General features: G+C 39.2%; 23 protein-coding genes. 21 read left to right on the top strand and 2 right to left on the bottom strand.

All coding sequences use genetic code 11. The features are described from left to right. Positions 1 to 120: 120 nt before the first annotated feature. The 6 genes from rsmI to tsaD all read left to right on the top strand — a co-directional run bounded on the left by rsmI (position 121) and on the right by tsaD (position 5232). Positions 121 to 984, top strand: a complete 864-nt coding sequence (rsmI, locus tag FFM59_RS01210) for a 16S rRNA (cytidine(1402)-2'-O)-methyltransferase (protein WP_137601244.1) — start codon at positions 121 to 123, stop codon at positions 982 to 984. A gap of 20 nt (positions 985 to 1004) precedes the next feature. Next, positions 1005 to 1754: an acyl-[acyl-carrier-protein] thioesterase gene (locus FFM59_RS01205; protein WP_137601243.1), complete on the top strand. Its 750-nt coding sequence runs from the start codon at positions 1005 to 1007 to the stop codon at positions 1752 to 1754. 55 nt (positions 1755 to 1809) lie between these two features. Beyond that, on the top strand, positions 1810 to 2802 hold the full coding sequence (gene galE / locus FFM59_RS01200; RefSeq protein WP_137601242.1) for a UDP-glucose 4-epimerase GalE: 993 nt from the start codon (positions 1810 to 1812) through the stop codon (positions 2800 to 2802). Between the two features lie 126 nt (positions 2803 to 2928). Then, a complete protein-coding gene (tsaB, locus tag FFM59_RS01195; RefSeq protein WP_137601241.1) occupies positions 2929 to 3654 on the top strand; it encodes a tRNA (adenosine(37)-N6)-threonylcarbamoyltransferase complex dimerization subunit type 1 TsaB in 726 nt (241 codons plus the stop codon). Further along, the gene (rimI, locus tag FFM59_RS01190; protein ID WP_137601240.1) at positions 3638 to 4216 is read left to right on the top strand and encodes a ribosomal protein S18-alanine N-acetyltransferase; all 579 of its coding nucleotides are present in this window, start codon (positions 3638 to 3640) and stop codon (positions 4214 to 4216) included. Before tsaB ends, rimI begins: the two co-directional genes overlap by 17 nt. Before the next feature lie 2 nt (positions 4217 to 4218). Further along, entirely contained in the window at positions 4219 to 5232 is a 1014-nt protein-coding gene (gene tsaD / locus FFM59_RS01185) for a tRNA (adenosine(37)-N6)-threonylcarbamoyltransferase complex transferase subunit TsaD (RefSeq protein WP_137601239.1), read from the top strand. Here tsaD and FFM59_RS01180 read toward each other — a convergent pair. Beyond that, complete coding sequence (locus tag FFM59_RS01180; RefSeq protein WP_137601238.1) at positions 5229 to 7136, bottom strand: ABC-F family ATP-binding cassette domain-containing protein; 1908 nt, start codon at positions 7134 to 7136, stop codon at positions 5229 to 5231. The two genes, tsaD and FFM59_RS01180, sit on opposite strands and share 4 nt — an antisense overlap. 161 nt (positions 7137 to 7297) lie before the next feature. Here FFM59_RS01180 and FFM59_RS01175 point away from each other — a divergent pair, with 161 nt between their 5' ends. The 4 genes from FFM59_RS01175 (at position 7298) to kimA (ending at position 12161) form a co-directional block, all read left to right on the top strand. Further along, a complete protein-coding gene (locus tag FFM59_RS01175) occupies positions 7298 to 7945 on the top strand; it encodes a redox-sensing transcriptional repressor Rex (RefSeq protein WP_137601237.1) in 648 nt (215 codons plus the stop codon). Positions 7946 to 8086: 141 nt separating this feature from the next. Continuing rightward, complete coding sequence (gene groES, locus FFM59_RS01170) at positions 8087 to 8371, top strand: co-chaperone GroES (protein WP_137601236.1); 285 nt, start codon at positions 8087 to 8089, stop codon at positions 8369 to 8371. 65 nt (positions 8372 to 8436) lie between these two features. Further along, positions 8437 to 10059: a chaperonin GroEL gene (groL, locus tag FFM59_RS01165; protein ID WP_137601235.1), complete on the top strand. Its 1623-nt coding sequence runs from the start codon at positions 8437 to 8439 to the stop codon at positions 10057 to 10059. A 266-nt stretch (positions 10060 to 10325) separates the two neighbouring features. Continuing rightward, positions 10326 to 12161: a potassium transporter KimA gene (gene kimA, locus FFM59_RS01160; RefSeq protein WP_137601234.1), complete on the top strand. Its 1836-nt coding sequence runs from the start codon at positions 10326 to 10328 to the stop codon at positions 12159 to 12161. A gap of 34 nt (positions 12162 to 12195) precedes the next feature. On the opposite strand, the gene FFM59_RS01155 is transcribed toward kimA, so the two are convergent. Continuing rightward, positions 12196 to 12834, bottom strand: coding sequence for a YigZ family protein (locus FFM59_RS01155; protein ID WP_137601233.1), 639 nt, complete (start codon positions 12832 to 12834; stop codon positions 12196 to 12198). 63 nt (positions 12835 to 12897) lie between these two features. Between FFM59_RS01155 and FFM59_RS01150 the strand changes: the two genes are divergently transcribed. The 11 genes from FFM59_RS01150 (at position 12898) to galU (ending at position 23887) form a co-directional block, all read left to right on the top strand. Further along, positions 12898 to 14235: an ATP-dependent helicase ComFA gene (locus FFM59_RS01150; protein ID WP_137601232.1), complete on the top strand. Its 1338-nt coding sequence runs from the start codon at positions 12898 to 12900 to the stop codon at positions 14233 to 14235. Beyond that, a complete protein-coding gene (locus FFM59_RS01145) occupies positions 14225 to 14899 on the top strand; it encodes a ComF family protein (RefSeq protein WP_137601231.1) in 675 nt (224 codons plus the stop codon). The genes FFM59_RS01150 and FFM59_RS01145 overlap by 11 nt, the downstream gene beginning before the upstream one ends. A gap of 119 nt (positions 14900 to 15018) precedes the next feature. Continuing rightward, entirely contained in the window at positions 15019 to 15576 is a 558-nt protein-coding gene (gene hpf, locus FFM59_RS01140; RefSeq protein ID WP_137601230.1) for a ribosome hibernation-promoting factor, HPF/YfiA family, read from the top strand. Positions 15577 to 15760: 184 nt separating this feature from the next. Then, a complete protein-coding gene (gene secA, locus FFM59_RS01135; protein ID WP_137601229.1) occupies positions 15761 to 18124 on the top strand; it encodes a preprotein translocase subunit SecA in 2364 nt (787 codons plus the stop codon). Positions 18125 to 18187: 63 nt separating this feature from the next. After that, positions 18188 to 19304, top strand: a protein-coding gene (gene prfB / locus FFM59_RS01130) for a peptide chain release factor 2 (RefSeq protein ID WP_174795632.1) whose coding sequence is annotated in 2 segments (ribosomal slippage) — positions 18188 to 18259 and positions 18261 to 19304 — 1116 coding nt in all. Because the reading frame shifts where the segments join, the coding sequence is not laid out codon by codon here. Positions 19305 to 19413: 109 nt separating this feature from the next. Continuing rightward, entirely contained in the window at positions 19414 to 19737 is a 324-nt protein-coding gene (locus tag FFM59_RS01125; RefSeq protein ID WP_137601227.1) for a PspC domain-containing protein, read from the top strand. Between the two features lie 12 nt (positions 19738 to 19749). Next, entirely contained in the window at positions 19750 to 20109 is a 360-nt protein-coding gene (locus FFM59_RS01120; RefSeq protein WP_137601226.1) for a phage holin family protein, read from the top strand. An 18-nt stretch (positions 20110 to 20127) separates the two neighbouring features. Then, a complete protein-coding gene (gene hprK, locus FFM59_RS01115) occupies positions 20128 to 21063 on the top strand; it encodes an HPr(Ser) kinase/phosphatase (protein ID WP_137601225.1) in 936 nt (311 codons plus the stop codon). A gap of 6 nt (positions 21064 to 21069) precedes the next feature. Continuing rightward, a complete protein-coding gene (lgt, locus tag FFM59_RS01110) occupies positions 21070 to 21897 on the top strand; it encodes a prolipoprotein diacylglyceryl transferase (RefSeq protein ID WP_137601224.1) in 828 nt (275 codons plus the stop codon). 23 nt (positions 21898 to 21920) lie between these two features. Next, positions 21921 to 22937 (top strand): NAD(P)H-dependent glycerol-3-phosphate dehydrogenase, encoded by a 1017-nt coding sequence (locus FFM59_RS01105; RefSeq protein ID WP_137601223.1) that lies wholly within the window; start codon positions 21921 to 21923, stop codon positions 22935 to 22937. Between the two features lie 50 nt (positions 22938 to 22987). Then, positions 22988 to 23887: a UTP--glucose-1-phosphate uridylyltransferase GalU gene (gene galU / locus FFM59_RS01100; RefSeq protein ID WP_137601222.1), complete on the top strand. Its 900-nt coding sequence runs from the start codon at positions 22988 to 22990 to the stop codon at positions 23885 to 23887. Positions 23888 to 23935 lie beyond the last annotated feature (48 nt).

Below are 23935 nucleotides of genomic sequence, written 5' to 3'. Positions count from 1 at the left end.
CAACTGATTGGTTCCTAAAATAATTATGTTAATATTAAAATTAAGCTCTGCATGTCGACTAAAGAGATGTAGGGCTATTATTATTGAATTAAAAGCTTATTAGTCAAAGGAGAAAATATTTTGCAACGTCAACATAGTTTTGATCAGACCGAGTTAGGCACGCTTTATTTAGTACCGACTCCGATTGGAAATCTCCAAGATATGACTTTTCGGGCAGTTGATACTTTAAAAACGGTAGATTTGATTGCTGCCGAAGATACACGTAATACCCAAAAATTATTAAATCATTTTGAAGTTGAAACCAAACAAATTAGTTTCCATGAACATAATACGGCGCAACGCATTCCACAATTAGTGGAAAAATTATTGACTGGGATTTCGATTGCTCAAGTGAGTGATGCGGGGATGCCTTCCATTTCTGATCCTGGTAAAGAGTTAGTCGCTGCGGCCATCCAAAACGATATTCCGGTCGTGCCGTTACCAGGTGCTAATGCCGGCTTGACAGCATTAATTGCTTCTGGATTAGAACCGCAACCATTTTATTTTTATGGATTTTTAGGACGAAAGCCTAGCTTCCAAAAACAAGAATTAACGGAATTGGCTAAGCATCAAGAAACCTTAATTTTTTATGAATCACCACATCGAATCGCAAAAACTTTAGTCAATATGATTGAAATTTTTGGGGCTGACCGGCAGGCTGTTTTAGCCAGAGAATTAACTAAAAAGCATGAGGAGTTCTTGAGAGGAACGCTGGTCGAACTGCAAGCGTGGGCTACCGAAGATAACGTTCGTGGAGAGTTCGTCATGTTAGTGGCAGGTAATGATGCTGAAGAGGTTGATGAAGAAGTGATTAATTTGTCTCCCGTTGAAGAAGTATCCCACTTAATTGATTCAGGTTTGACAACTAATGCTGCAATTAAACAAGTGGCCAAGCGCAGAGAAATTAACCGACAAGATTTGTACAAGGATTATCACGAAATTTAATAAATGGAGAGTGAGAAAAATTGGCAGACAATGAATTTAAAATGAATCATACTGTGACCTATTATGAATGTGATCCACAAGGCGAAGTAACAGTTGGAATGCTGATTAATCTCGCCATCCTGGTATCTGAAGAACAATCACAAGCAATTGGGGTAGGACCTGACGTTGTCGCTCAATTTGGCGGTGGTTGGGTGATTACCAGTTATAATATTGAAATTAGTAAATTACCAAAAGTAGACGAAACTATTGTTTTGAGTACTCGAGCTACTTCGTATAACCGCTACTTTGCCTTTCGAGAATTTTGGATTCGTGACCAAAATGGGCAGGAATATGCCCATATCTCAAGTATGTTTGTTTATATGGATTTGACTACGAGAAAAATTGTGCAAATACCAGCCGAAATTATCAAACCGTTTCATTCTGAAGAGGTAAAACGTATTCCACGAGTGGGAAAATTAGAGGGCTTTACTGAAGATGATTCAATTTTGCAACAAGACTACCATGTTCGCTATTTTGATATTGACTCTAATCAGCACGTCAACAATGCCCATTATTTTGACTGGATGCTAGACGTGCTCGGGGAAGACTTTCTAAAGTCTCATCAGCTGAAAAAGATGTTGATTAAATATGATTTAGAAGTTCGCTATGGCAAAGATGTGGTTAGCAGTGAGGTATCCATAGATGACCAAGCACTGTTGACGAAACACAAAATTGGTACTAAAGGCGAATTAAATGCCGAAGCAAATTGTTGGTGGGAAAAACGCGCGTAAGCGCATTCTTGTGGTAAACTAAAAAGGAACAATATTTCTCAGGAGGTTGGGCGGAATGTCAATTTTAGTTGCTGGTGGTGCAGGTTACATCGGTTCACATATGGTGGCCAGATTAATCGAAAAAGGTGAAAGTGTCGTAGTTGTTGATAATTTATCAACAGGTCATAAAAAAGCTATTGATGCCAAAGCCAAATTTTATCAAGGAGATGTGCGAGATCGAGATTTTCTAAATCATGTCTTTGATACTGAAGATATTGACGCAGTCGTACATTTTGCTGCTTTTTCAGTTGTTCCAGAATCTATGAAAAAGCCTTTGAAGTATTTTGATAATAATACAGGTGGCATGATTACCTTATTGGAAACAATGGTTGATTATGACGTGAAAAAGATTGTCTTCTCGTCAACTGCTGCAACCTATGGTGTTCCTGATTCTGTTCCTATAAAAGAAACAGATACCCAAAAGCCAATCAATCCTTACGGCGAAAGTAAGTTGATGATGGAAACAATGATGCACTGGGCAGATGTTGCCTACGGTGTTAAATTTGTTCCATTGCGTTACTTCAATGTGGCTGGAGCTAAAGAAGATGGTAGTATTGGTGAAGATCACGGACCTGAAAGTCATTTAGTACCAATTATTTTGCAAGTCGCACAAGGTAAACGTGACGAACTTAAAATTTTTGGCACTGATTACGACACTCCAGATGGCACCAATGTCCGTGATTATGTCCACGTGATGGATTTAGCTGATGCTCATATCCTAGCTTTGAAGTATCTAAGTGAAGGCCATGACAGTCGTGCATTTAACCTCGGTTCTTCAACCGGCTTTTCGAACCGTCAAATGGTGGAAGCCGCTCGTGATGTAACGGGTAAGCCAATTCCAACTGTCGATGCACCTCGTCGTGGTGGAGATCCAGATACATTGGTCGCTGAAAGTAAAGATGCTCGTGAAATTTTAGGCTGGAAGCCAAGATTTGACGACGTCCACGAAATCATCAAAACCGCATGGAAGTGGCACGAAACACATCCAAATGGATATGAAGATAGATAATTAATTATTTGAGTAAAGCTACCGGACAAAAAGTTCGATAACTTTACTCTTTTTTGATATCAAGTTACTATTGCAATGTTAATGGTTGTGGTAAGATAGTTGATGTTTACTTGAAAGGACGTACTAATGAAGATTCTGTCAATAGATACATCTAACGCACCTATGGCCATTGCCTTGGTTGAGGATAAGCAGTTAGTTGCTGAAACAACCCTAAATATCACTAAAAATCATAGCGTATTTCTGATGCCGGTCATTGAACAATTAATGCAAATGGCTAGCTGGACGCCACAACAATTAAATCGAATTGTAGTGGCGCAAGGACCAGGCTCATATACAGGTGTGCGGATTGCAGTCACCACGGCCAAAACATTAGCTAGTACTTTGAACATTGAATTAGTTGGTGTTTCGAGTTTAGAAGTATTAGCAAAGGCACCAATTGAGTTAACAGGTTTACCAGTCGTTAGCATTTTTAATGCACGTAGAAATACTGCCTTTGCCGGTGGATATCAACTTAAAAATAATCAATTGCAGACATTTATCCCAGAAGCTCATTATGAATTGGCAGATTTAATTAGCCAAATTAATGCTAATCAACAGCCTGTCATGGTAGTTGGTGAAATCATACCGGAATTTAAAGACCAATTTATGAATAATACTAATTTGGTAACCTTTGGCAATGCACAATCACAATTTCCATCAGCTTTTCAATTAGCCTTAATTGGAACGGATAGACAGTCAGTAGAAGACATCGATGGCTTCGTCCCAAATTATTTGAGAATTACGGAAGCCGAAATGAATTGGCAAAAATCTCATCCAGGAGAATCAAAGAAATCATATGTTCGCGAAGTTTAAAAAATGGGTGAATCTAACACGTCAAAAACAAAGACGTGAAGAGATTGCACAAACAATTGAGTTAAAGAACGCAATTATTAATATTAATGATTGCGATTATTTTGTTGCGCGCGCCCAAGTCACGGATGTGCCAGAAATCTTGGAAGTTGAAAGAAAAATATATGGAGCGACCCCCTGGAATGAATCAGCATTTCTTCAGGAAATCCGTCGTCGCCGTGATCGGTTATATTTAGTCGTGCGCAAAAACGATAAATTATTGGGCTTTGCTGGTTGTTCTTTTAATCGACAAACCAATGAAGCACATATCACTAATATTGCGATTAGTCCTGAATATCAAAGCAAGGGAATTGGCGGCTACCTGATTCACAAACTAATTCGTAAAGCTTCTTTGATTAATATGGAGAAGATGACGTTAGAAGTTCGTCGTAGTAATGTGGCTGCACAACGGTTATATAAAAAGATTGGGTTCATTGTGACTGGTAAAAAAGCCGGCTACTATTTTGGTGATCATGAAGATGCACTAGATATGGAACTTGATTTGAGTTATTTGAAGGGAAAATAAAGATGGATAAACGAAAATTAATCCTCGCGTTTGAGACTAGTTGTGATGAAACTAGTATCGCAGTCGTGGAAAACGGTGAAAAAATATTATCAAATATTGTAGCGACTCAAATTGATAGCCATCAACGTTTTGGTGGCGTGGTTCCTGAAGTTGCCAGTCGTCATCACATTGAACAAATCACCCATTGTCTGACTGAAGCACTGGAAGTTGCCGACGTGGATTATGATGATTTAAGCGCTGTGGCGGTAACTTATGGCCCTGGGCTAGTTGGTTCATTATTAATCGGTGTAACGGCCGCTAAAGCCGTTGCATTTGCACATAATTTGCCATTAGTACCGGTCAACCATATGGCCGGCCATATTTATGCTGCTAGATTTGTCGATCAATTTCAGTATCCACAAATGGCGCTGCTGGTGTCTGGCGGTCATACCGAAATCGTGTATATTAAATCTGAATATGATTTTGAAATTCTGGGTGAGACACGAGATGACGCTGCCGGTGAAGCATATGACAAAATTGGCCGTGTCTTAGGAGTTAATTATCCAGCGGGAAAAACGATTGATGAATGGGCGCACGAAGGTAGTGACACATTTGATTTTCCTCGGGCAATGATTAAAGAAGATAATTATGATTTCAGTTTTAGTGGGTTAAAAAGTGCCTTCATCAACACAGTGCATAATGCCGAACAACGGGATGAAGAGTTAAACAGTCGTGATTTAGCTGCTAGCTTTCAACAAAGTGTTGTGGACGTTTTGGCAAGCAAAGTTGAACGAGCTTTGTTAGATCATCCAGTCAAACAATTTGTCGTTGCAGGTGGAGTAGCTGCTAATAAAGGATTGCGGAGTCGAATTGAACGTGATTTACAAACTAAATTTCCCAACGTTCAATTGTTAATGGCACCCTTAAAGCTGTGCGGAGACAATGCCGCAATGATTGGTGCAGCAGGTCAAGTGGCATTTGACCACAAAAAAAGAACCGACATGAGTTTAAATGCGGTTCCTGGTTTATCATTTTAATCAAATTGTTCTAATTCTTCAGCGGCTTGTGTCCAGTTGGCTTCAACAATCTCGAGTTTTTCAGCTAAGTCGTTGAGTTCTAATTGTAAATCACCTAATTTCGTTCCATCGGATGCATTATCAGGATCAGCCATTTGTGTTTCAATGGCTGTTTTTTTGTCCTCTAATTGATTCATTTCAGTTTCAAATTGTTCAACGCGGCGCTCAACTTTTCGCCGTTCACGTTGTTGTTCTTTGTTTTGTTGGTAATTGGTGGTAGGTCCTTTTTCCGTGGAACTGGCGGTCTCTGTGACGGCATGCTTCTCTAATTCAAGCAGATAGTCGTCATAATCACCTTCGTAGACGGCAGAGTTATTTTCACTCACCGCTAGAATTTGAGTGGCAACTTGGTTAATAAAATAACGGTCATGAGAAATGAAGAGAACCGTTCCATCAAATTCATTAATTGCGTGTTCCAGAACTTCACGACTATCAATATCCAAATGGTTCGTCGGTTCATCTAACACTAGAAAGTTAGAATGTTCAAATGACAATTTTGTCAGTTGCAGACGGGCTTTTTCGCCACCACTGAGTGAACTGACAGTTTTAAAGACGTCATCACCGATGAATAAGAAACTACCTAACAGGGTTCTGATTTCACGTTCATCGACGGTTGGATAATCATCCCAAATTTCTTGCAAAACGGTTTTGTTGGGATGCAAGACTTGTTGTTCCTGGTCGTAGTAACCAACTTTCACGTTCGCACCAAGTTTAACGTCACCACTAATTTTGGGAATCATTGATAAAATCGTGCGAATCATCGTTGATTTACCAATCCCGTTTGGCCCGATAACACCAAGTCGATTGGGTTTTACCAGCTCAAAATTGATTGGGCCGGCGATTTTTTTGTCATCATAACCGATAGCAAGTTCATCTGCTCTCAGGACGATATTACCGCTGGGCGAATCTTGTTTGAAGGTAAAGTGAATGGATTGATCATCTGTGGTTGGTCGATCCATGACTTTCATCTTGTCCAGTTGTTTTCGTCTGGCCTGGGCCCGTTTAGTCGTTGAAGCACGAACGATATTTCGATTAACGAAGTCTTCAAGCTTATTGATTTCAGCTTGCTGATGTTCGTAATGTTTCATCTCAGTCTTTAAATCTTCGGCCTTTAGGTCCATAAATTGTGAATAGTTCCCGGTATAGTGTTTCAATGTTCCTTGGCTCATATCATAAACTTCATTTACGACCCGATCCAAAAAGTATCGGTCATGAGACACGATTAATAGGGCACCGCTGTAATTTTTCAAAAAGTCTTCTAACCAACCCAAAATGGTCATATCTAAATGGTTAGTTGGTTCATCTAAAATGAGTAAATCAGGCTTTTGCAAAAGTAACTTAGCTAGTGCCAATTTTGTCTTTTGTCCACCGGAAAGACTGCTGACAACAGTTTGATATTCGTCTGCAAAGCCAAATCCGTTTAACACACCGCGCATTTGGCTTTCAATTTCAAAACCGCCGTTACTGGCATAATTGGACTGTAATAAATCATATTGACGTAAGACGTCAGCATATTCGTCTGTTGATGAATCAAGAGTGGCAATTTTATTTTCTAGGACATGGATTTTATTTTCCTGTTCATGCAAATCTGCGTAAACGGTGTCTAATTCATTCCAGATGGTTAAACTACTGTCCAAGCCTTGATCTTGAGCTAGATAGCCGATGGTGGTATCTTTTTTGGTACTAATTTCGCCTTCGTCAGGTTGAGTGATTTGTGCAAGCATTTTTAAGAGTGTGGTTTTACCAGCACCATTGCGACCGACTAATGCCACTCGTGAACGATCCTGAACTTGCAAATTAACATTTTTAAAAAGATATTCGCTGCCAAATCTGCGAGCAACGTTTTGTGTTTGTAAAATTATCATGTGTTTACCTCGAAATATAATACTAAAATTGTAGCATAATTAAGCAGTAAACCGTATCAAAACAAAAAAATGATAGCGTTTTATTTGAAAGAAGTTTCACAATCTAGTTACATATGCTACAATTGACGGTGAAGTAAATTTCACAAGCAGGAGGATGAGTTATGACAAGTAAGAAGATTCCTCGCGCCACAGCCAAACGATTACCCATTTATTATCGCTATTTAAATATATTATTAGATGCTAATAAACATCGTGTATCATCGACAGAATTATCACAAGCGGTTCAAGTTGATTCTGCAACTATTAGGAGAGATTTTTCCTATTTTGGTGAGTTGGGGAAGCGTGGATACGGATATGACGTTGAGGATTTATTGAATTTCTTTAAAGAAATTCTAAATCAAGATAAGTTAACGAACGCAGCTTTAATTGGTGTTGGTAATTTAGGACATGCACTTTTGAATTTCAATTTTCACAAGAACAGTAATGTTCGGATTAGTGCAGCCTTTGACGTGAACGATTCAATCATTAACACAGTTCAAAGCGGGGTACCAATCTACTCTGTTGATGACCTGGATCAACAATTACGGGACCAACAAATTGACGTCGTTATCTTATCAGTGCCATCTGAAACTGCTCAAGCAGTAACAGATCAAATTGTTAAAGTTGGCGTACGTGGTATCTTGAACTTTACACCGCTCAGATTAGCAGTGCCAAAAGATGTCAGAGTACAAAACGTTGATTTAACCAATGAATTGCAAACATTAATTTATTTTATTGATCATTACAATGCTAATGACGAACAAGCATAATTAAGTCAGCCCAATCGTGGGTTGGCTTTTTTTGATAAATGTGGTTAATTCTTGCAATTTAATCTGAAAATGATATAGTAGATTTTGTGATTAGCACTCAAAGGTTTTGAGTGCTAAAAATAAAATGATGGAGGGATAGACGTGTTAAAACCATTAGGAGATCGCGTTGTTTTACAAGCTGAACAAGAAGAAGAAAAAACCATTGGTGGGATTGTCTTGGCATCTAATGCCCAAGAAAAGCCAACTGTTGGTAAGGTAATTGCCGTCGGTGAAGGCCGAGTTCTTGAAAACGGTGAGAAACTTGCTCCTTCAGTTAAGGAAAATGATCGCGTATTGTTCGACAAATATGCAGGTAATGAAGTTGAGTATGAAGGCCAAAAATATTTAGTCGTACATGAAAAAGATATCGTTGCAGTGATTGATTAAGCTGCAAATGACCAATAAAATTTAAACTAATATATTCAAAAATTTTTATGAGGTGAAAAATTATCATGGCAAAGGAAATTGAATTTTCTGAAGATGCACGTGCAAAAATGCTCAAAGGTGTCGACAAATTAGCTGACACAGTTAAAACTACAATTGGACCAAAGGGACGTAACGTTGTTTTGGAACAAACTTACGGTTCACCAACAATTACCAATGATGGTGTAACAATCGCTAAGGCCATTGATTTGGAAGACCATTTTGAAAATATGGGTGCCAAGTTAGTTGCTGAAGTTGCTTCAAAAACGAATGATATTGCTGGTGATGGTACTACTACTGCTACCGTCTTAACACAAGCAATCGTTACTGAAGGTATGAAGAACGTGACTGCCGGTGCCAACCCTGTTGGTATCCGTCGTGGGATTGAATTAGCCACTAAGGCAGCTGTTGAATCACTACACTCAATGTCACACGATGTTAAGACAAAGGATGATATTGCTCAAATCGCTTCAATCTCAGCCGCTAACGAAGAAGTTGGTGCTTTGATTGCCGATGCAATGGATAAAGTTGGTAACGATGGTGTCATCACGATTGAAGAATCTCGTGGTGTTGACACAACTTTGGATGTTGTTGAAGGAATGCAATTTGATCGTGGTTACATGTCACAATACATGGTTACTGACAACGATAAGATGGAAGCAGACTTAGATAATCCATATATCTTAATTACTGATAAGAAAATTGGTAACATTCAAGATATCTTGCCTTTATTGCAAGGGGTTGTTGAACAAAGCCGCTCATTATTAATCATCGCTGACGATATTACGGGTGAAGCTTTACCAACACTTGTTTTGAACAAGATCCGTGGAACTTTCAATGTTGTGGCTGTTAAGGCTCCTGGCTTTGGCGATCGTCGTAAAGCACAACTTGAAGATATCGCTATTTTGACTGGCGGAACTGTTATCACTGATGATCTTGGCTTGAACTTGAAAGACACGACACTTGCTCAACTAGGACAAGCAAACAAAGTTACAGTTACTAAAGAAAACACAACTATTGTTGAAGGTGCTGGCGCTAAAGAACAAATTCAAGAACGTGTTGAATTGCTCAAGGGCCAAATCGCCGAAACAACTTCACAATTTGATCGTGAAAAATTACAAGAACGTCTTGCTAAATTAGCTGGTGGAGTTGCCGTCATCAAAGTTGGTGCCGCAACTGAAACTGAGTTAAAAGAAAAGAAGTATCGGATTGAAGATGCTCTTAATGCAACTCGTGCAGCCGTTGAAGAAGGCTTCGTTGCTGGTGGTGGTACTGCATTAGTTAACGCAATTGATGCCGTTGATGCTCTTGAAGCTGAAGGCGATGCTGCTACAGGAATCAAGATTGTTAAACGTGCACTTGAAGAACCAGTTCGTCAAATCGCTGAAAACGCTGGCTTAGAAGGTTCAGTTATTGTTGAACGTTTGAAGGGTGAAGCAAGCGGAATTGGTTACAATGCTGCTGATGACAAGTTTGAAGATATGGTTGCAGCCGGAATCGTTGACCCAACCAAAGTTACTCGTTCAGCCTTGCAAAATGCTGCTTCAGTTTCAGCCTTGTTATTAACAACCGAAGCTGTTGTTGCCGACAAGCCTGAAGATAATCCAGCTCCTGCAGCTCCCGCAGCACCAGGAATGGGCGGAATGATGTAGTTTGATTAATTAGTTAATAATAAGTGGGCACGATTGAAAATGCATTTTGTTTAGGCCAAAATAGTAGTATTTAAAATCGTAAATATATTGACTCTATTAATCCCAATAAGATTACTAAAAAACCGAGTATTGCTTTTATAGCATTACTCGGTTTTTTCAACAATTTAGGGTATACTTGGATTTAATAATGAAATGTACTAGTAGTTGAATTTTGAAAGTAGTACAATAGCGATTGTTCGATTTTTTAATTCAAGGAGATATTTAATATGTGGCGTTATTTAAAGCGCATGATAATTGGTAAACCGTTGAAAACACTTGATGAAGGCGGGATGCATCTTACTAAGTTCAAAGCTTTAGCTTTGTTGTCTTCAGATGCACTTTCATCAGTGGCATACGGACCTGAAACTATTACAACTGTTTTGGTTGGCTTATCTGCGGCCGCTCTGTGGTATTCTATTCCAATTGCCGGCGTGGTCTTAATTCTGTTATTGGCGATTACGTTATCTTATCGTCAAATTATTCATGCATATCCAGGTGGTGGTGCCTATATGGTTGCCAGTGCTAACTGGGGCAGAAATGGTGGTTTGGTTGCCGGAGGATCGTTACTGGTTGATTACATGTTAACCGTAGCCGTTTCGACAACTTCTGGAACTGAAGCCATCACTTCAGCTGTACCAGCACTTTATCCATATTCAGTGCCAATTGCGATTGTAATTGTCTTTCTGATTATGGCGATGAATTTGCGTGGGATGAGTGAAAGTGCCAATATTTTGACGGTACCTGTTTACTTTTTCGTGGTGGCTTTGTTTATCACCATTGGGTGGGGACTGTTCAATATTATGACTGGGAACATTGAATTCCATGCGCCAACACCTGTTGGGACTGCTGTACCAGGGGTATCAATCTTCTTACTCATTCGTGCTTTCTCTGCTGGTTCTTCTTCCTTAACTGGGGTTGAAGCCATCAGTAATGCGGTACCAAACTTTAATGCGCCACGTTCTAAAAATGCGGCCGCTACTTTATCAATTATGAGTTTTATTTTGGCTTGCTTCTTCGCTGGAGTAATCTTCTTAAGTTTCTACTTAGGAATCATGCCAAATGAACATGCAACTGTCCTTTCACAAATTGGTTCAGCCGTTTATGGTGGGCATGGGGTTGGTTATTACTTACTTCAAGTTTCAACTGCCTTAATTCTAGCAGTTGCTGCTAATACTGGTTTCTCAGCGTTCCCAATTTTGGCCTATAATCTGGCGAAAGATAAGTTTATGCCACATGCATTTATGGATCGCGGAGACCGCTTAGGTTATTCCAATGGGATTATCTCTTTAGCAGTTGGTGCCGTAATCTTAATTTTAATTTTCCATGGTAAAACAACTGATTTGATTCCTTTATATGCTGTTGGTGTGTTCGTACCATTTACGCTGTCGCAATCGGGGATGATTATTCATTGGTTCAGAACTCGCGAGGGCTTCTGGCTTGGTAAATCATTTATTAACTTGATTGGTGCTTTGATTTCATTGCTACTAGTCGTTGCCCTATTCTGGCAACATTTCGAAAAAGTTTGGCCATACATCATCATCATGGTCTTACTGTTGATGCTATTTCATAAAATCCATGAGCATTATAAAAAAGTTGCTGAACAATTACGAGTGGCAGCTAAATCGACTGTTCAGATTAAAGACTTTGATGGAGCAACGGTTATTGTACTTGTCAGCAATGTGACGAAAGTGACAGCTGGTGCAATCAACTATGCCCGTTCGATTGGTGATTATGTGATTGCAATGCATATCTCATTTGATGAGAATCCAGGCAAGGAACATAAGACAGCCAATGAATTTAAGGCAGAATTCCCAGACGTTCGGTTTGTAGATATTCATTCTTCATATCGTTCAATCGCGGCACCAACATTGCGATTCGTCGATGTAATTGCGAAACGAGCTGCTGCGAGAAACTATTCGACCACTGTGCTTGTACCGCAATTTGTTCCAAAGCATCCTTGGCAAATGGCACTGCATAATCAAACTAGTTTACGTTTGAGAGGATTATTGAATTCTCGTGAAAACGTGATTGTATCCACTTATAGTTATCATCTAAAAGAGTAATAATAAAAGGTTTCTGCAATTTTGCAGAAACCTTTTACTTTTCATATGGAATTTCAATCATTTGAGGCTCACCAATTTGAAAACTGAGTGAATCGTTAAACTGATTTGTTAAGTCCTGAATAGTATCATCAACAGACTCTTCGTTGACCAAAATTGTGAGTTGTACGTTGGTACCAAATTCTTCATTAGCGGTGCTTAGGTTGTTTTGTGCGAGGTAATATTTTAGCTTTTCATGATTAGAATAGCTAACGGTAACGATTACTTGTTTTTGAAGGACACGTTGTACTAAGCCAACTTCATTGATAGCAAGGGAGGCAGTGCCACCATATGCTCGAATCAATCCACCTGCGCCTAATTTGATACCTCCGAAATAACGAGTCACTACTGCTACAACATCGTGTAAATTTTCTTTTTCGAGCGTATTTAAAATTGGTAATCCAGCCGTACCACTGGGTTCGCCATTGTCGCTTTCGCGCTTAATTTCAAAATGATCACCAATCGTATATGCGAAACAGTTATGATTGGCTTTTTTATTCGCTGCTTGCACACTGTTGATGAATGCCTGTGCTTCATCTTCTGAATGGACTTTGGCTAGTGAACAAATAAATCTGGACTTTTTAATGGTTTGTTCAAATGTATGGTTGTTGGCGATGGTTAATAATAAATCGTTCATTGTTTGACCTTTCAAGTAGATTTTAAGTTTTTTTACGTATGTAGTTAGTAAAGGGAGAATTTTATGGACCGTAATTTATTGTTTGGTCGACGAATCGTCGATAATTGTAATCAACAGACTAAGTATCCAAATGATGTCATTATTTCGCCATCGATTAATCAAAGTCAAAAGCCTTGGCGCTGTGGTCGATGTAATTCAGTGATTGAACCGCTACAAACCCAATTGCCTGGCGAAAATTATTATTGTGCCAATTGTATTATGTTAGGACGCAATTCAACGCTAACTCAATTTTACCATTTACCTGAAGAGAATCGATTTGAATTGCAAACTCAACCGTTAACGTGGACGGGACAGTTGTCGAAACTACAAGAAGAATGTTCACAGCAAGTTACCGAGTGCTTGCAACAACACCAACGCCATTTATTGTGGGCGGTCACCGGCGCTGGTAAAACAGAAATGTTATTTAATGCGATTAGCGAAGCATTAAAGCGAAATGAACGGGTGGCGATTGCTTCACCACGAGTGGATGTTTGCATTGAATTATTCCCACGAATTCAATCGGCATTTGCCAACACGGAGATGTGTTTGTTACATGGAAAACAAACTGACCCTTATCGTTATACTCAATTGACGATTTGCACCACCCATCAATTACTTAAATTTTACCATGCTTTTGATAATTTAATCGTGGATGAAGTGGATTCATTTCCTTATGCAGATAACCCGCAACTTTATTTTGCAACGGAGCAAGCGGTAAAAAAAGAAGGCGGAATTTTATATTTAACGGCAACCCCTGGGAAAAAGTTGCTAGCACGAGCAAAGCGCGGTGAGCTGGGGATTAGTTACTTACCACTGCGATATCATGGCCATTTGTTACCAGAAATTAAAATTAAATTAGTCCCAAATTGGCAACTAAAAATAAAAAAGAAACAGTTGCCACCATCGTTAATTAGAGCGATGAAAGAACGAATTGCTAAACAACAACGATTTTTGCTATTTGTACCTCGAATTGCTGATCTCCCATTGATTAAGATAGCAATTGAAAGAAAAATTTCAGGTGTGCGATGTGTCACGGTTCATGCAGCTGATCCACAACGGTTAGAAAAGGTGCAGGCAATGCGTGAAGAAAAGATTATGTTTTTAGTGACGACCTCAATTTTGGAACGCGGAGTCACTTTTCCGGGCATAGATGTGTTTGTCTTGGGAGCAGAAGATGATGTTTTCTCGGACTCAGCACTTGTCCAAATTGCCGGACGTGCCGGTCGTTCAACGGATAGACCAACGGGTGACGTCATCTTTTGGATTGGACAATATGCGCAAAATGTTCGCTCTGCCATTCATCAAATCAAATTTGTGAATCAGAAAGGACGGGTTATTCAACGTGAAATGCATGATTTGTAATCAACGTATCAATCAACTATTCAATTTGAATCAATTATTAGCTTGGAAAAAACTGCCAGCGCCTTTAATTTGTGAACAATGTAATCAAGGGTTTGAACCAATTACTGGACCGAGATGTCAAGGATGTGGTCGCACTGATACCAATGGCGCCCTATGTGATGAGTGTATTCGCTGGGAAAATAAGTTTGGCTATGTGCTACACAATCAAGCATTGTTTCATTACGATGAAGCGATGAAAGATTTTATGAAACAGTACAAGTTTAATGGTGATTATCGTTTGAGACTGGTTTTTGAATCACAGCTCAAATCAGCAGCAAGTTTAATTGAGTGTGACTTGATTGTTCCCATTCCCGTCACTGAAGCCACCTGGAGTTCAAGGGGCTTTAACCAAGTTACAGGCATGCTGGGAAATCTTGAATTGAGTGCCGCCATATCGACGGTAGAACGTGAAAAAGCTGAACCCCAATCACACAAGACTAGGCAAGAAAGAATACAATTGGAACAGCCATTTGCGATGGTAAATAAATTTAAAGATGAGTTGCCTGAGCAAAATATTTTATTGATTGACGATGTTTATACGACCGGGACGACTTTATACCATGCGGCTAATCTTTTGAAATCGGCAGGTGCTCACAAAATTTGTAGTTTAACTTTGGCCAGATAAAAATTAAGAAATCGCTGACATATTAATTGCAACGGGGCGGGAACTCCTTTACAATTAGTATAAGGATATCGGAAGAGTGGTCCTTCCGATTCCAGATGTAGTCGAAGGGAGAGATTTCTATGCTTAAATTCAATATTCGTGGTGAAAACATTGAGGTAACAGATTCAATTCGTGAGTATGTAACGAAAAAAATTAGTAAGTTAGAAAAATACTTCGGGGAAAATACAGATGCTACAGCAAATGTAAACCTCAAAGTGTACTCCAACCGGGATCGCGAAGAAAAGGTTGAAGTAACTATTCTTCTTCCATATTTAACACTAAGAGCCGAGGAAACATCACAAGACTTATACGGTAGTGTGGACTTGGTAACTGACAAGCTCGAACGTCAGATTCGTAAATACAAAACGAAAGTTAATCGCAAATCTCGTGAAAAAGGATTCAAGAATCTTGATTTTACGGCAGGAGAAGTTTCAGACGAGCCAGTTGATGAATTGGCAGTTGTTCGTACAAAACAATTTTCTTTGAAACCGATGGATAATGAAGAAGCAATTTTACAAATGGATATGCTTGGACATGACTTCTTTATCTTTGAAGACTCTGAAACGAACGGTGTTAGCATCGTCTACAGACGTAATGATGGTCGTTACGGCCTGATTGAAACAGATGCTGACGAATAAAAAATGATGAAATACAACAGCGTACTTGGATTAATTTCCGAGTACGTTTTTTGGTTGCTGAATAGTTCGGTTTTAATTATTAGTAAATAATGGTATGATAAAGTGTGATATTTTTAAGAAATTATAATACGCGAGGAGTAGTTACACCAGCGTACGAAAAGACAGATTTAGAAGGGATTTATTCATGGCAAACGTTCTAAAAAAATGGATTGAAAGCGATCGACGTGAGCTTCGTCGCATTAGTCGCTTAGCCGACAAGGTTGAAGCATACTACGATGAATATGAGAAGCTAACTGACGACCAATTAAAAGCAAAAACAGATGAATTTAGGAAACGATATCAAGACGGCGAAACTCTGGATGAATTATTACCAGAGGGCTTTGCTGTGGCTCGAGAAGGGGCCAAGCGAGTATTGGGAATGACACCTTTCCATGTTCAAATCATGGGTGGAATCGTGTTACATGAAGGTAACATCGCCGAAATGAAAACTGGTGAAGGTAAGACCTTGACGGCCACCATGCCAGTTTATTTGAATGCAATTAGTGGGGATGGCGTGCACGTTGTCACCGTTAATGAATATTTATCAGAACGTGATGCCACTGAAATGGGTGAGTTATACAACTGGCTCGGCTGTTCAGTTGGGATTAATGGCTCTGAAAAGTCTCCAGATGAAAAACGTGAAGCTTACGCTGCTGATATTACGTACTCAACTAATGCGGAAATTGGGTTTGATTATCTTCGTGATAACATGGCTGTTTACCAAGCTGATCAAGTTCAACGTAAAATGAATTATGCCTTGATTGATGAAGTGGATTCAATTCTGATTGATGAAGCGAGAACTCCATTGATTATTTCTGGACCAAGTACGGGAACATCTCAACTCTATGACACTGCCGACCGTTTTGCGAAAACATTAAAAGAAGACGATGATCTCAAGGTTGATTTGGAATCTAAAACAGTTGCTTTGACTAACGAAGGAATTGAAAAGGCAGAAAGTTACTTCAAACTGAATAACTTGTATGACGCCGATAATACCGCTTTAACTCATCATATTGACCAAGCCTTGCGGGCTAACTTTATCATGTTTAATAATAAAGATTATGTGGTTTCTGAAGGCGAAGTCTTGATTGTTGATTCATTTACCGGTCGGACAATGCCAGGTCGTCGTTTTAGTGATGGATTGCATCAAGCTTTGGAATCCAAAGAACATGTTGAAATTCAAGATGATAGTAAAACAATGGCTAACATCACGTATCAAAACTTGTTCCGGATTTATAAAAAATTATCCGGGATGACTGGGACTGCCAAGACTGAACAAGAAGAATTCCGTGAAACTTACAACATGGAAACCATCACGATTCCGACAAACCGTCCTGTTGCACGTGATGACCAACCTGATTTGCTTTACCCAACTTTGAAGAGCAAGTTCGATGCCGTTGCCAAACGGATTGAAGAATTGCACGATAAGGGTCAACCAATCTTGGTTGGTACTGTGGCCGTTGAAACCTCTGAATACTTGTCTAACTTATTAGATAAGGCAAAGATTCCTCACGTAGTTTTGAATGCGAAAAACCATGCGCGTGAAGCTGAAATTATTAAAAATGCTGGTCAAAAAGGTGCCGTGACGATTGCCACTAATATGGCTGGTCGTGGGACTGATATCAAACTTGGACCCGGTGTGGTTGAAGTTGGTGGATTAGCCGTTATTGGTACTGAACGACACGAATCACGACGGATTGATAATCAATTACGTGGACGTTCCGGACGTCAAGGGGACCCTGGGTTCTCACAATTTTATCTATCATTGGAAGATGATTTAATGCTCCGATTTGGTGGCGACCGAATCAAATCCTTCTTGGATCGGATGAAGGTTGATGATGAAGATGCTGTCATTAAGAGTCGTTTATTGTCACGCCAAGTTGAATCAGCGCAAAAACGAGTTGAAGGTAATAACTTTGATTCACGTAAAAATGTGCTGCAATACGATGATGTGTTACGTTCTCAACGTGAAATTATTTATTCACAACGTCAACAAGTGATTGTAGAAGATGAATCACTCGAAAACATCATGAAACCAATCTTCCGTCGTTCAATCGAACGGGCCGTGGACTCATTTACAGTTGGTAATGAACCTGATTGGAAACTGGATGAAATTGTTAATTTTGCTACAACGACACTAGTTCATCCAGACAAAATTACTGAAAATGACTTGAAGGGTCTATCTAGTGATGAAATCAAAGAAAAACTCAATGGCTTTGCCAAAGAAGTCTACGACGAAAAGGCAAGTCAACTAAATGACAAGGCCCAAGTACTTGAATTCTCAAAAGTGGTCTTGCTACGAGTAATTGATTCTCACTGGACTGATCATATTGATACGATGGATCAATTCCGTCAATCAGTTGGTCTACGTGGATATGGTCAATTAAATCCATTAGTTGAATATCAAACTGCGGGGTATACCTTGTTCCAAGAAATGATTGCAGATATTGAGTATGAAACAACACGCTTATTTATGAAATCAGAAATTAGACAAAACGTTACACGCTAAGAATAAAAAGAAAGCTCCTAAGATTATTCTGGGTGCTTTCTTTTTTAGCCTTCGGAGGGAAAAATGGAATTAAGCGAAACCAAAAAAGTAATAGAAGAGATGCAACAAGAGGTTGCTAACTTCGGGAGGTCTCTTTGACCTCGATTTGTTGAATGAACGAATCGCCGAAAATGAAGCCAAAATGGCGGAACCCAATTTTTGGAATGATGGGGTTGAAGCACAAAAGTTAATTGATGAAAATAACGACCATAAGGCCAAACGTGACAATTTTGTCGTGTTACGTGATAGCGTGGAAAATTTGGAAGTTACACAAAGTTTGTTGCAAGAAGAAAATGATCCAGAAATGCGAACCGAATTTGAAACTGAATTGGATCAGACTCAGCATCTATTGGAAACTTATCGATTAGAACAACTACTGGATGAACCATATGATGCTAACAATGCAATTTTAGAAATTCATCCGGGGGCCGGGGGCACCGAATCTCAGGATTGGGGTTCAATGCTATTAAGAATGTATACTCGCTGGGCCAGTGCCCATAATTTTCAGGTTGAAATTGCTGAATATGAAGCCGGGGACGAAGCCGGGATTAAAAGTGTGACTTTGTTAATCAATGGTCATAATGCATTTGGCTACTTGCGCTCTGAACGTGGTGTTCATCGTCTGGTGCGTATCTCGCCCTTTGATTCTGCCGGTCGTCGCCATACCTCATTTGCTTCGATTGACGTTATGCCAGAATTGGATAATACCACCAATATTGAAGTGAATAGTGATGATTTAAGGGTCGATGTTTTTCGTTCCAGTGGTGCTGGGGGCCAGCATATCAATAAGACCTCTTCCGCGGTTCGCTTGACGCATTTACCAACTGGAATTGTAGTTTCTTCACAGGCACAACGGTCTCAATTACAAAACCGTGAAACTGCGATGAACATGTTGAAATCCAAGTTGTATCAATTAGAAGTCCAAAAAAAGGAACAAGAACGTGCTAAAATTCAAGGTGAACAGCTTGATATTGGCTGGGGTTCGCAAATTAGATCGTATGTTTTTCATCCATACACCATGGTTAAAGATCACCGAACGAATTACGAAACCCATGATGGAAATGCAGTGATGGATGGTGATTTGGATCCATTTATTGACGCATATTTGCAATGGAAACTGAGCCAAAAAAATCCAGATTAAAATAATTATGAAAACCTTAACAACCGTAGCCAGATGGTAGTTATAGTTGCGATAAATAAGTGAAACCAGTAAGATTAAGCTATTAATACACGGGAAGGTGGGATGATCGATGAAATCAAAGTCAAAACGTCGTTTAACGAAGTCAGCAAGTAATCGGGTTCTGACAGGGTCAATCGGAGGATTTGGAGAATTTCTTGGAATTAATGCAAATTATTTGCGTGTTGGGTTTATTATTCTGACAGCTTTAACACATTTTATTCCAGGAATTTTGATCTATATCTTGTTGATTGTCATAATGCCTGCAGATCCTAATAAACCTGACTTTAGCGCATTATTTAGTAATTTTGGATTTAATACTGGAAATAAAACAGAAACTAAAAGTAAAACGGATCGTAAAGTAATTCATGATGTTGATGAACATGATGAGAAATAAGAAGGTATTTGCATGGGCTTTTCGATGAGAATAGTGATTAATACAGTTCTGTTTGTGGCAATCGCTGGATTTTTTGCACAAAGCGGAAGTTTTTATGTAGCAAGTGTTGGGACTGCATTTGTCGCAAGCTTGGTGCTAGCAATTTTGAACGCATTTGTACGGCCAATATTATTTATTTTATCCTTACCAATAACTGTCTTTACCTTGGGATTGTTCAGTGTGATTCTCAATGCCATTATGTTGCAATTAACGTCAACGTTAGTTGGAACGGATAGTTTTCGGTTTTCGTCATTTGGAATAACAATTCTCATTGCGATAATTATTTCCATTTGTAACACAATTATTTCAGGACATCTTTTACATCGTGATTAGCATAAGGAGGGGTTACTAGTGGCAAATGAAGTAACGGTTGCAGATTTAGTTAAGAAGACAAGACTCAAAGTTTTACAAGGAGACAAGTATTTGGATCGGGTGGTCACTACTAGTGATATCTCTCGACCAGGATTGGAATTAACTGGGTATTTTAAATATTATCCAGCAATGAGAATCCAATTACTTGGCATTACCGAAACCTCATTCGCCAAAAATATGACCCATGACGAATTACTGATGGTGATGAGAAAAATGTGTGCACCCGAAACACCAACTTTTGTGGTGTCCACCGATTTAGAAGTACCAAAGGAATTGAAACAGGCTGCCAAAGAAAATAATATTCCAATTCTCGGCACGAGTCTCACCTCCTCACGTGTCTTGAGTAATATGACTTACTATTTAAGTGGCAAGTTGGCAGAGCGTCAATCTGTGCATGGTGTGTTAGTGGACATTAATGGTGTTGGGGTCATGATTACTGGTGATTCTGGAGTTGGTAAAAGTGAAACCGCGCTTGAATTAGTTCGTCGTGGACATCGGTTAGTCGCCGATGATCGAGTTGAAGTGTACGCTCAAGATGAACAAACACTGGTTGGCTCAGCCCCTGCAATCTTAAATCACTTAATGGAAATTCGTGGCATCGGTATTATTGACGTCATGAACTTGTATGGTGCTGGTGCAGTTATGCAAGAAGATGATGTTGATTTAATCGTTAATCTTGAAACCTGGGCCCCGGATGTACAATTTGACCGTCTCGGTGACAAAGGTGATAGTCAAAAGATTTTAGACGTTATTGTACCCAAAGTGTCTATTCCAGTTAAAACTGGACGTAATTTAGCCATTATCATTGAATCTGCAGCGATGAACTTCCGTGCTCAATCAATGGGATATGATGCGACTGAAGTCTTTGATGCCAACCTAAATAAGTTAATTAAAGAAAATTCAAAGAAGGACTAAAAATTAATGTCAGTACTCGCAATTAATCCGATTTTTTTTAATTTAGGACCAATTCAAATTCATTGGTATGGAGTAATAATTGCTTCAGCCGTCATTATTGCATTGACGTTGTCAGTGCGTGAAGGTACTCGTGTTGGACTTGAAGCCGACAATTTTTATGATTATATTTTATGGGCCTTACCAGTGGCAATTATATTTGCCCGAGCATACTATGTAATTTTTGAATGGGGATATTATTCACAGCACACCAGTGAAATTATCGCGGTGTGGGATGGTGGAATTGCCATCTACGGTTCACTGATTGGAGCCGCTCTGGTAATGTTTTTGTATTGTCGCTCTAAATTTATCTCAATGTGGACAATGCTAGACGTTGTTTCACCAACAGTTATCCTGGCACAAGGAATTGGTCGCTGGGGAAACTTTATGAATCAAGAAGCATTTGGTAGAATAACAAGTAAGGGCTTTCTTACGTCCTTACATTTACCAAACTTTATTATTAACCAGATGTATATCGACGGTCATTATCGGGTGCCAACGTACCTGTATGAATCGGTCTGGGACGTGCTCGGGTTTATTGTGTTGTTTACTTTACGTCATAAATTTCATTTATTTAAACAAGGTGAAATTTTCTTGTGTTATCTAATCTGGTATTCAGTTGGGCGCTTTTTCGTTGAAGGAATGCGAACTGACAGTTTAATGATTGGTAATACAATTCGTGTATCTCAATTGTTATCAGTCATCTTATTTGTCGGAGCAATTGTGACAATCATTGTGAGACGTAAACGAGACAATATTGATTGGTATTATGTTGATGCAAAAACAAAGAAATCGTAGAAATTCGAAGGGAGTTTCAACAGATGACAGAAAAAATTGCTGTACTTGGTGCGGGTTCATGGGGTAGTGTACTGGCAAATTTATTGGCCGAAAACGGACATGATGTTCGGTTATGGTCACATAATCCCGAGCAAGTAAATGTGCTCAATGATCAACACGAGAATCCCAAGTACATGAAAGATTTCAAATATTCAGAAACATTGATTGCTACTGAAAGTATGGAAGATGCCATTCAGGACGCTAAGGTGATCTTAATCGCGATTCCAACAGGTGGAATTCGTGAAGTTGCGAATCAGGCAGGAACCATTTTGTCCAGATTAAACCAAGTTTCACTGATTTTACATGCAACCAAGGGTTTAGAGCAGGTAACCTATAAGCGACCATCTGAAATGATAGCTGAAGAAATTCCCGAAACTAATCGTCGTGGTATCGTGGCCATTACAGGTCCGAGTCATGCCGAAGACGTTGCGCGTAAAGATTTAACTGCGATTACTGCCGCCTCTGCTGATGAATCACATGCTAAAGAGGTACAAGTATTATTTAATAATGATTATTTTAGAATTTATTCAAATGACGACATTGTAGGAGCTGAATTTGGTGCGGCTCTCAAAAACATTATTGCGATTGCTGCCGGAATTTTAGTTGGCTTAGGATATCATGACAATGCCAAGGCAGCGCTAATTACCCGTGGTTTGAATGAAATTAAACGACTAGGCGTTGCATTTGGTGCTAACCCATTCACGTTTACTGGTTTATCTGGAGTCGGTGATTTAATTGTGACTGCTACTAGCGTAAATTCACGTAACTGGCGGGCAGGTAATCAACTAGGCCAAGGTAAATCTTTGGATGATGTGATGGCAGATATGGGCATGGTGATTGAAGGTGTCTATACTACCAAGGCTGCTTATGAAATGAGCCAAGATCGTCATGTTGAAATGCCAATCATTGAATCAATTTATAAAGTGTTATATGAAAACGCTGACGTAAAAGTGCTGATCAATGGTCTAATGCAACGAGATATGCGCTCAGAGCTAGATTAGGTATGATATAATGCAAGTATATTGAAATGATTGAAAGGAAATTTTAACTAATGAAAAAAGTAAGAAAAGCAATCATCCCAGCTGCCGGTTTAGGCACTCGTTTTTTACCAGCTACTAAGGCCCTTGCCAAGGAAATGTTACCAATCGTGGACAAGCCTACTATTCAATTTATTGTTGAAGAAGCACGTAAATCTGGTATTGAAGACATTGTGGTTGTTGATGGTAAAAGTAAACGCTCAATCGAAGACCATTTTGATTCAAACCCAGAACTTGAAAACAACTTGGCAGAAAAAAATAAGCAAGAAATGTTAAAGATGGTACAAGAGACCACTGACATTAACTTGTACTTTATTCGTCAATCACATCCTCGTGGCTTAGGGGATGCTGTCTTGACTGCCAAAGCATTTATTGGTGACGAACCTTTCGTTGTTATGCTTGGCGATGATTTAATGGAAGATAAAGTGCCTTTAACTCGTCAATTGATGGAATCATACAAAGAAACTGGTGCATCTACGCTGGCTGTAATGAAGGTTCCTCATGAAGAAACTGAAAAATATGGTGTTATCAATCCAATTGAACAAGTTAAACCAGGACTATACAATGTTTCAAACTTTGTTGAAAAGCCAGATCCAGATGAAGCACCAAGTGATTTGGCAATCATCGGTCGTTATCTATTAACACCTGAAATCTTTGATGTGTTGGAAAGAACACCAATGGGTAAGGGTGGAGAACTACAATTAACCGATGCAATTGATGAATTGAACAAAACTCAACGCGTTTTCGCCCATGAATTTAAGGGTCAACGTTTTGACGTTGGAAACAAGTTCGGTTGGATTGAAACTAATATCGAATACGGTCTCAAACATCCTCAAGTTAAAGATGAACTCCGTGCTTATATCAAGACGTTGGGTGCGAAATTAACTGCCGAAGATGAAAAAGCTAGTAAATAATAATTAACAAATTTTACAAATAAGTGGTAGAGCAGATTAATAATTGTT

It is taken from the genome of Paucilactobacillus nenjiangensis, from assembly GCF_005405445.1.
Taxonomy (GTDB): domain Bacteria; phylum Bacillota; class Bacilli; order Lactobacillales; family Lactobacillaceae; genus Paucilactobacillus; species Paucilactobacillus nenjiangensis.
Note: the sequence above shows the minus strand (reverse complement) of the source record. Positions and strands in the feature narration are given on the sequence as shown.

Excerpts from the sequence above, each read along its gene's own strand:
- galE (WP_137601242.1), top strand. The coding sequence starts at position 1,810 with ATGTCAATTTTAGTTGCTGGTGGTGCAGGTTACATCGGTTCACATATG.
- tsaB (WP_137601241.1), top strand. The coding sequence starts at position 2,929 with ATGAAGATTCTGTCAATAGATACATCTAACGCACCTATGGCCATTGCC.
- rimI (WP_137601240.1), top strand. The coding sequence starts at position 3,638 with ATGTTCGCGAAGTTTAAAAAATGGGTGAATCTAACACGTCAAAAACAA.
- tsaD (WP_137601239.1), top strand. The coding sequence starts at position 4,219 with ATGGATAAACGAAAATTAATCCTCGCGTTTGAGACTAGTTGTGATGAA.
- FFM59_RS01180 (WP_137601238.1), bottom strand. The coding sequence starts at position 7,136 with ATGATAATTTTACAAACACAAAACGTTGCTCGCAGATTTGGCAGCGAA.
- FFM59_RS01175 (WP_137601237.1), top strand. The coding sequence starts at position 7,298 with ATGACAAGTAAGAAGATTCCTCGCGCCACAGCCAAACGATTACCCATT.
- groL (WP_137601235.1), top strand. The coding sequence starts at position 8,437 with ATGGCAAAGGAAATTGAATTTTCTGAAGATGCACGTGCAAAAATGCTC.
- kimA (WP_137601234.1), top strand. The coding sequence starts at position 10,326 with ATGTGGCGTTATTTAAAGCGCATGATAATTGGTAAACCGTTGAAAACA.
- FFM59_RS01155 (WP_137601233.1), bottom strand. The coding sequence starts at position 12,834 with ATGAACGATTTATTATTAACCATCGCCAACAACCATACATTTGAACAA.
- FFM59_RS01150 (WP_137601232.1), top strand. The coding sequence starts at position 12,898 with ATGGACCGTAATTTATTGTTTGGTCGACGAATCGTCGATAATTGTAAT.
- FFM59_RS01145 (WP_137601231.1), top strand. The coding sequence starts at position 14,225 with ATGATTTGTAATCAACGTATCAATCAACTATTCAATTTGAATCAATTA.
- hpf (WP_137601230.1), top strand. The coding sequence starts at position 15,019 with ATGCTTAAATTCAATATTCGTGGTGAAAACATTGAGGTAACAGATTCA.
- secA (WP_137601229.1), top strand. The coding sequence starts at position 15,761 with ATGGCAAACGTTCTAAAAAAATGGATTGAAAGCGATCGACGTGAGCTT.
- FFM59_RS01125 (WP_137601227.1), top strand. The coding sequence starts at position 19,414 with ATGAAATCAAAGTCAAAACGTCGTTTAACGAAGTCAGCAAGTAATCGG.
- FFM59_RS01120 (WP_137601226.1), top strand. The coding sequence starts at position 19,750 with ATGGGCTTTTCGATGAGAATAGTGATTAATACAGTTCTGTTTGTGGCA.
- lgt (WP_137601224.1), top strand. The coding sequence starts at position 21,070 with ATGTCAGTACTCGCAATTAATCCGATTTTTTTTAATTTAGGACCAATT.
- FFM59_RS01105 (WP_137601223.1), top strand. The coding sequence starts at position 21,921 with ATGACAGAAAAAATTGCTGTACTTGGTGCGGGTTCATGGGGTAGTGTA.
- galU (WP_137601222.1), top strand. The coding sequence starts at position 22,988 with ATGAAAAAAGTAAGAAAAGCAATCATCCCAGCTGCCGGTTTAGGCACT.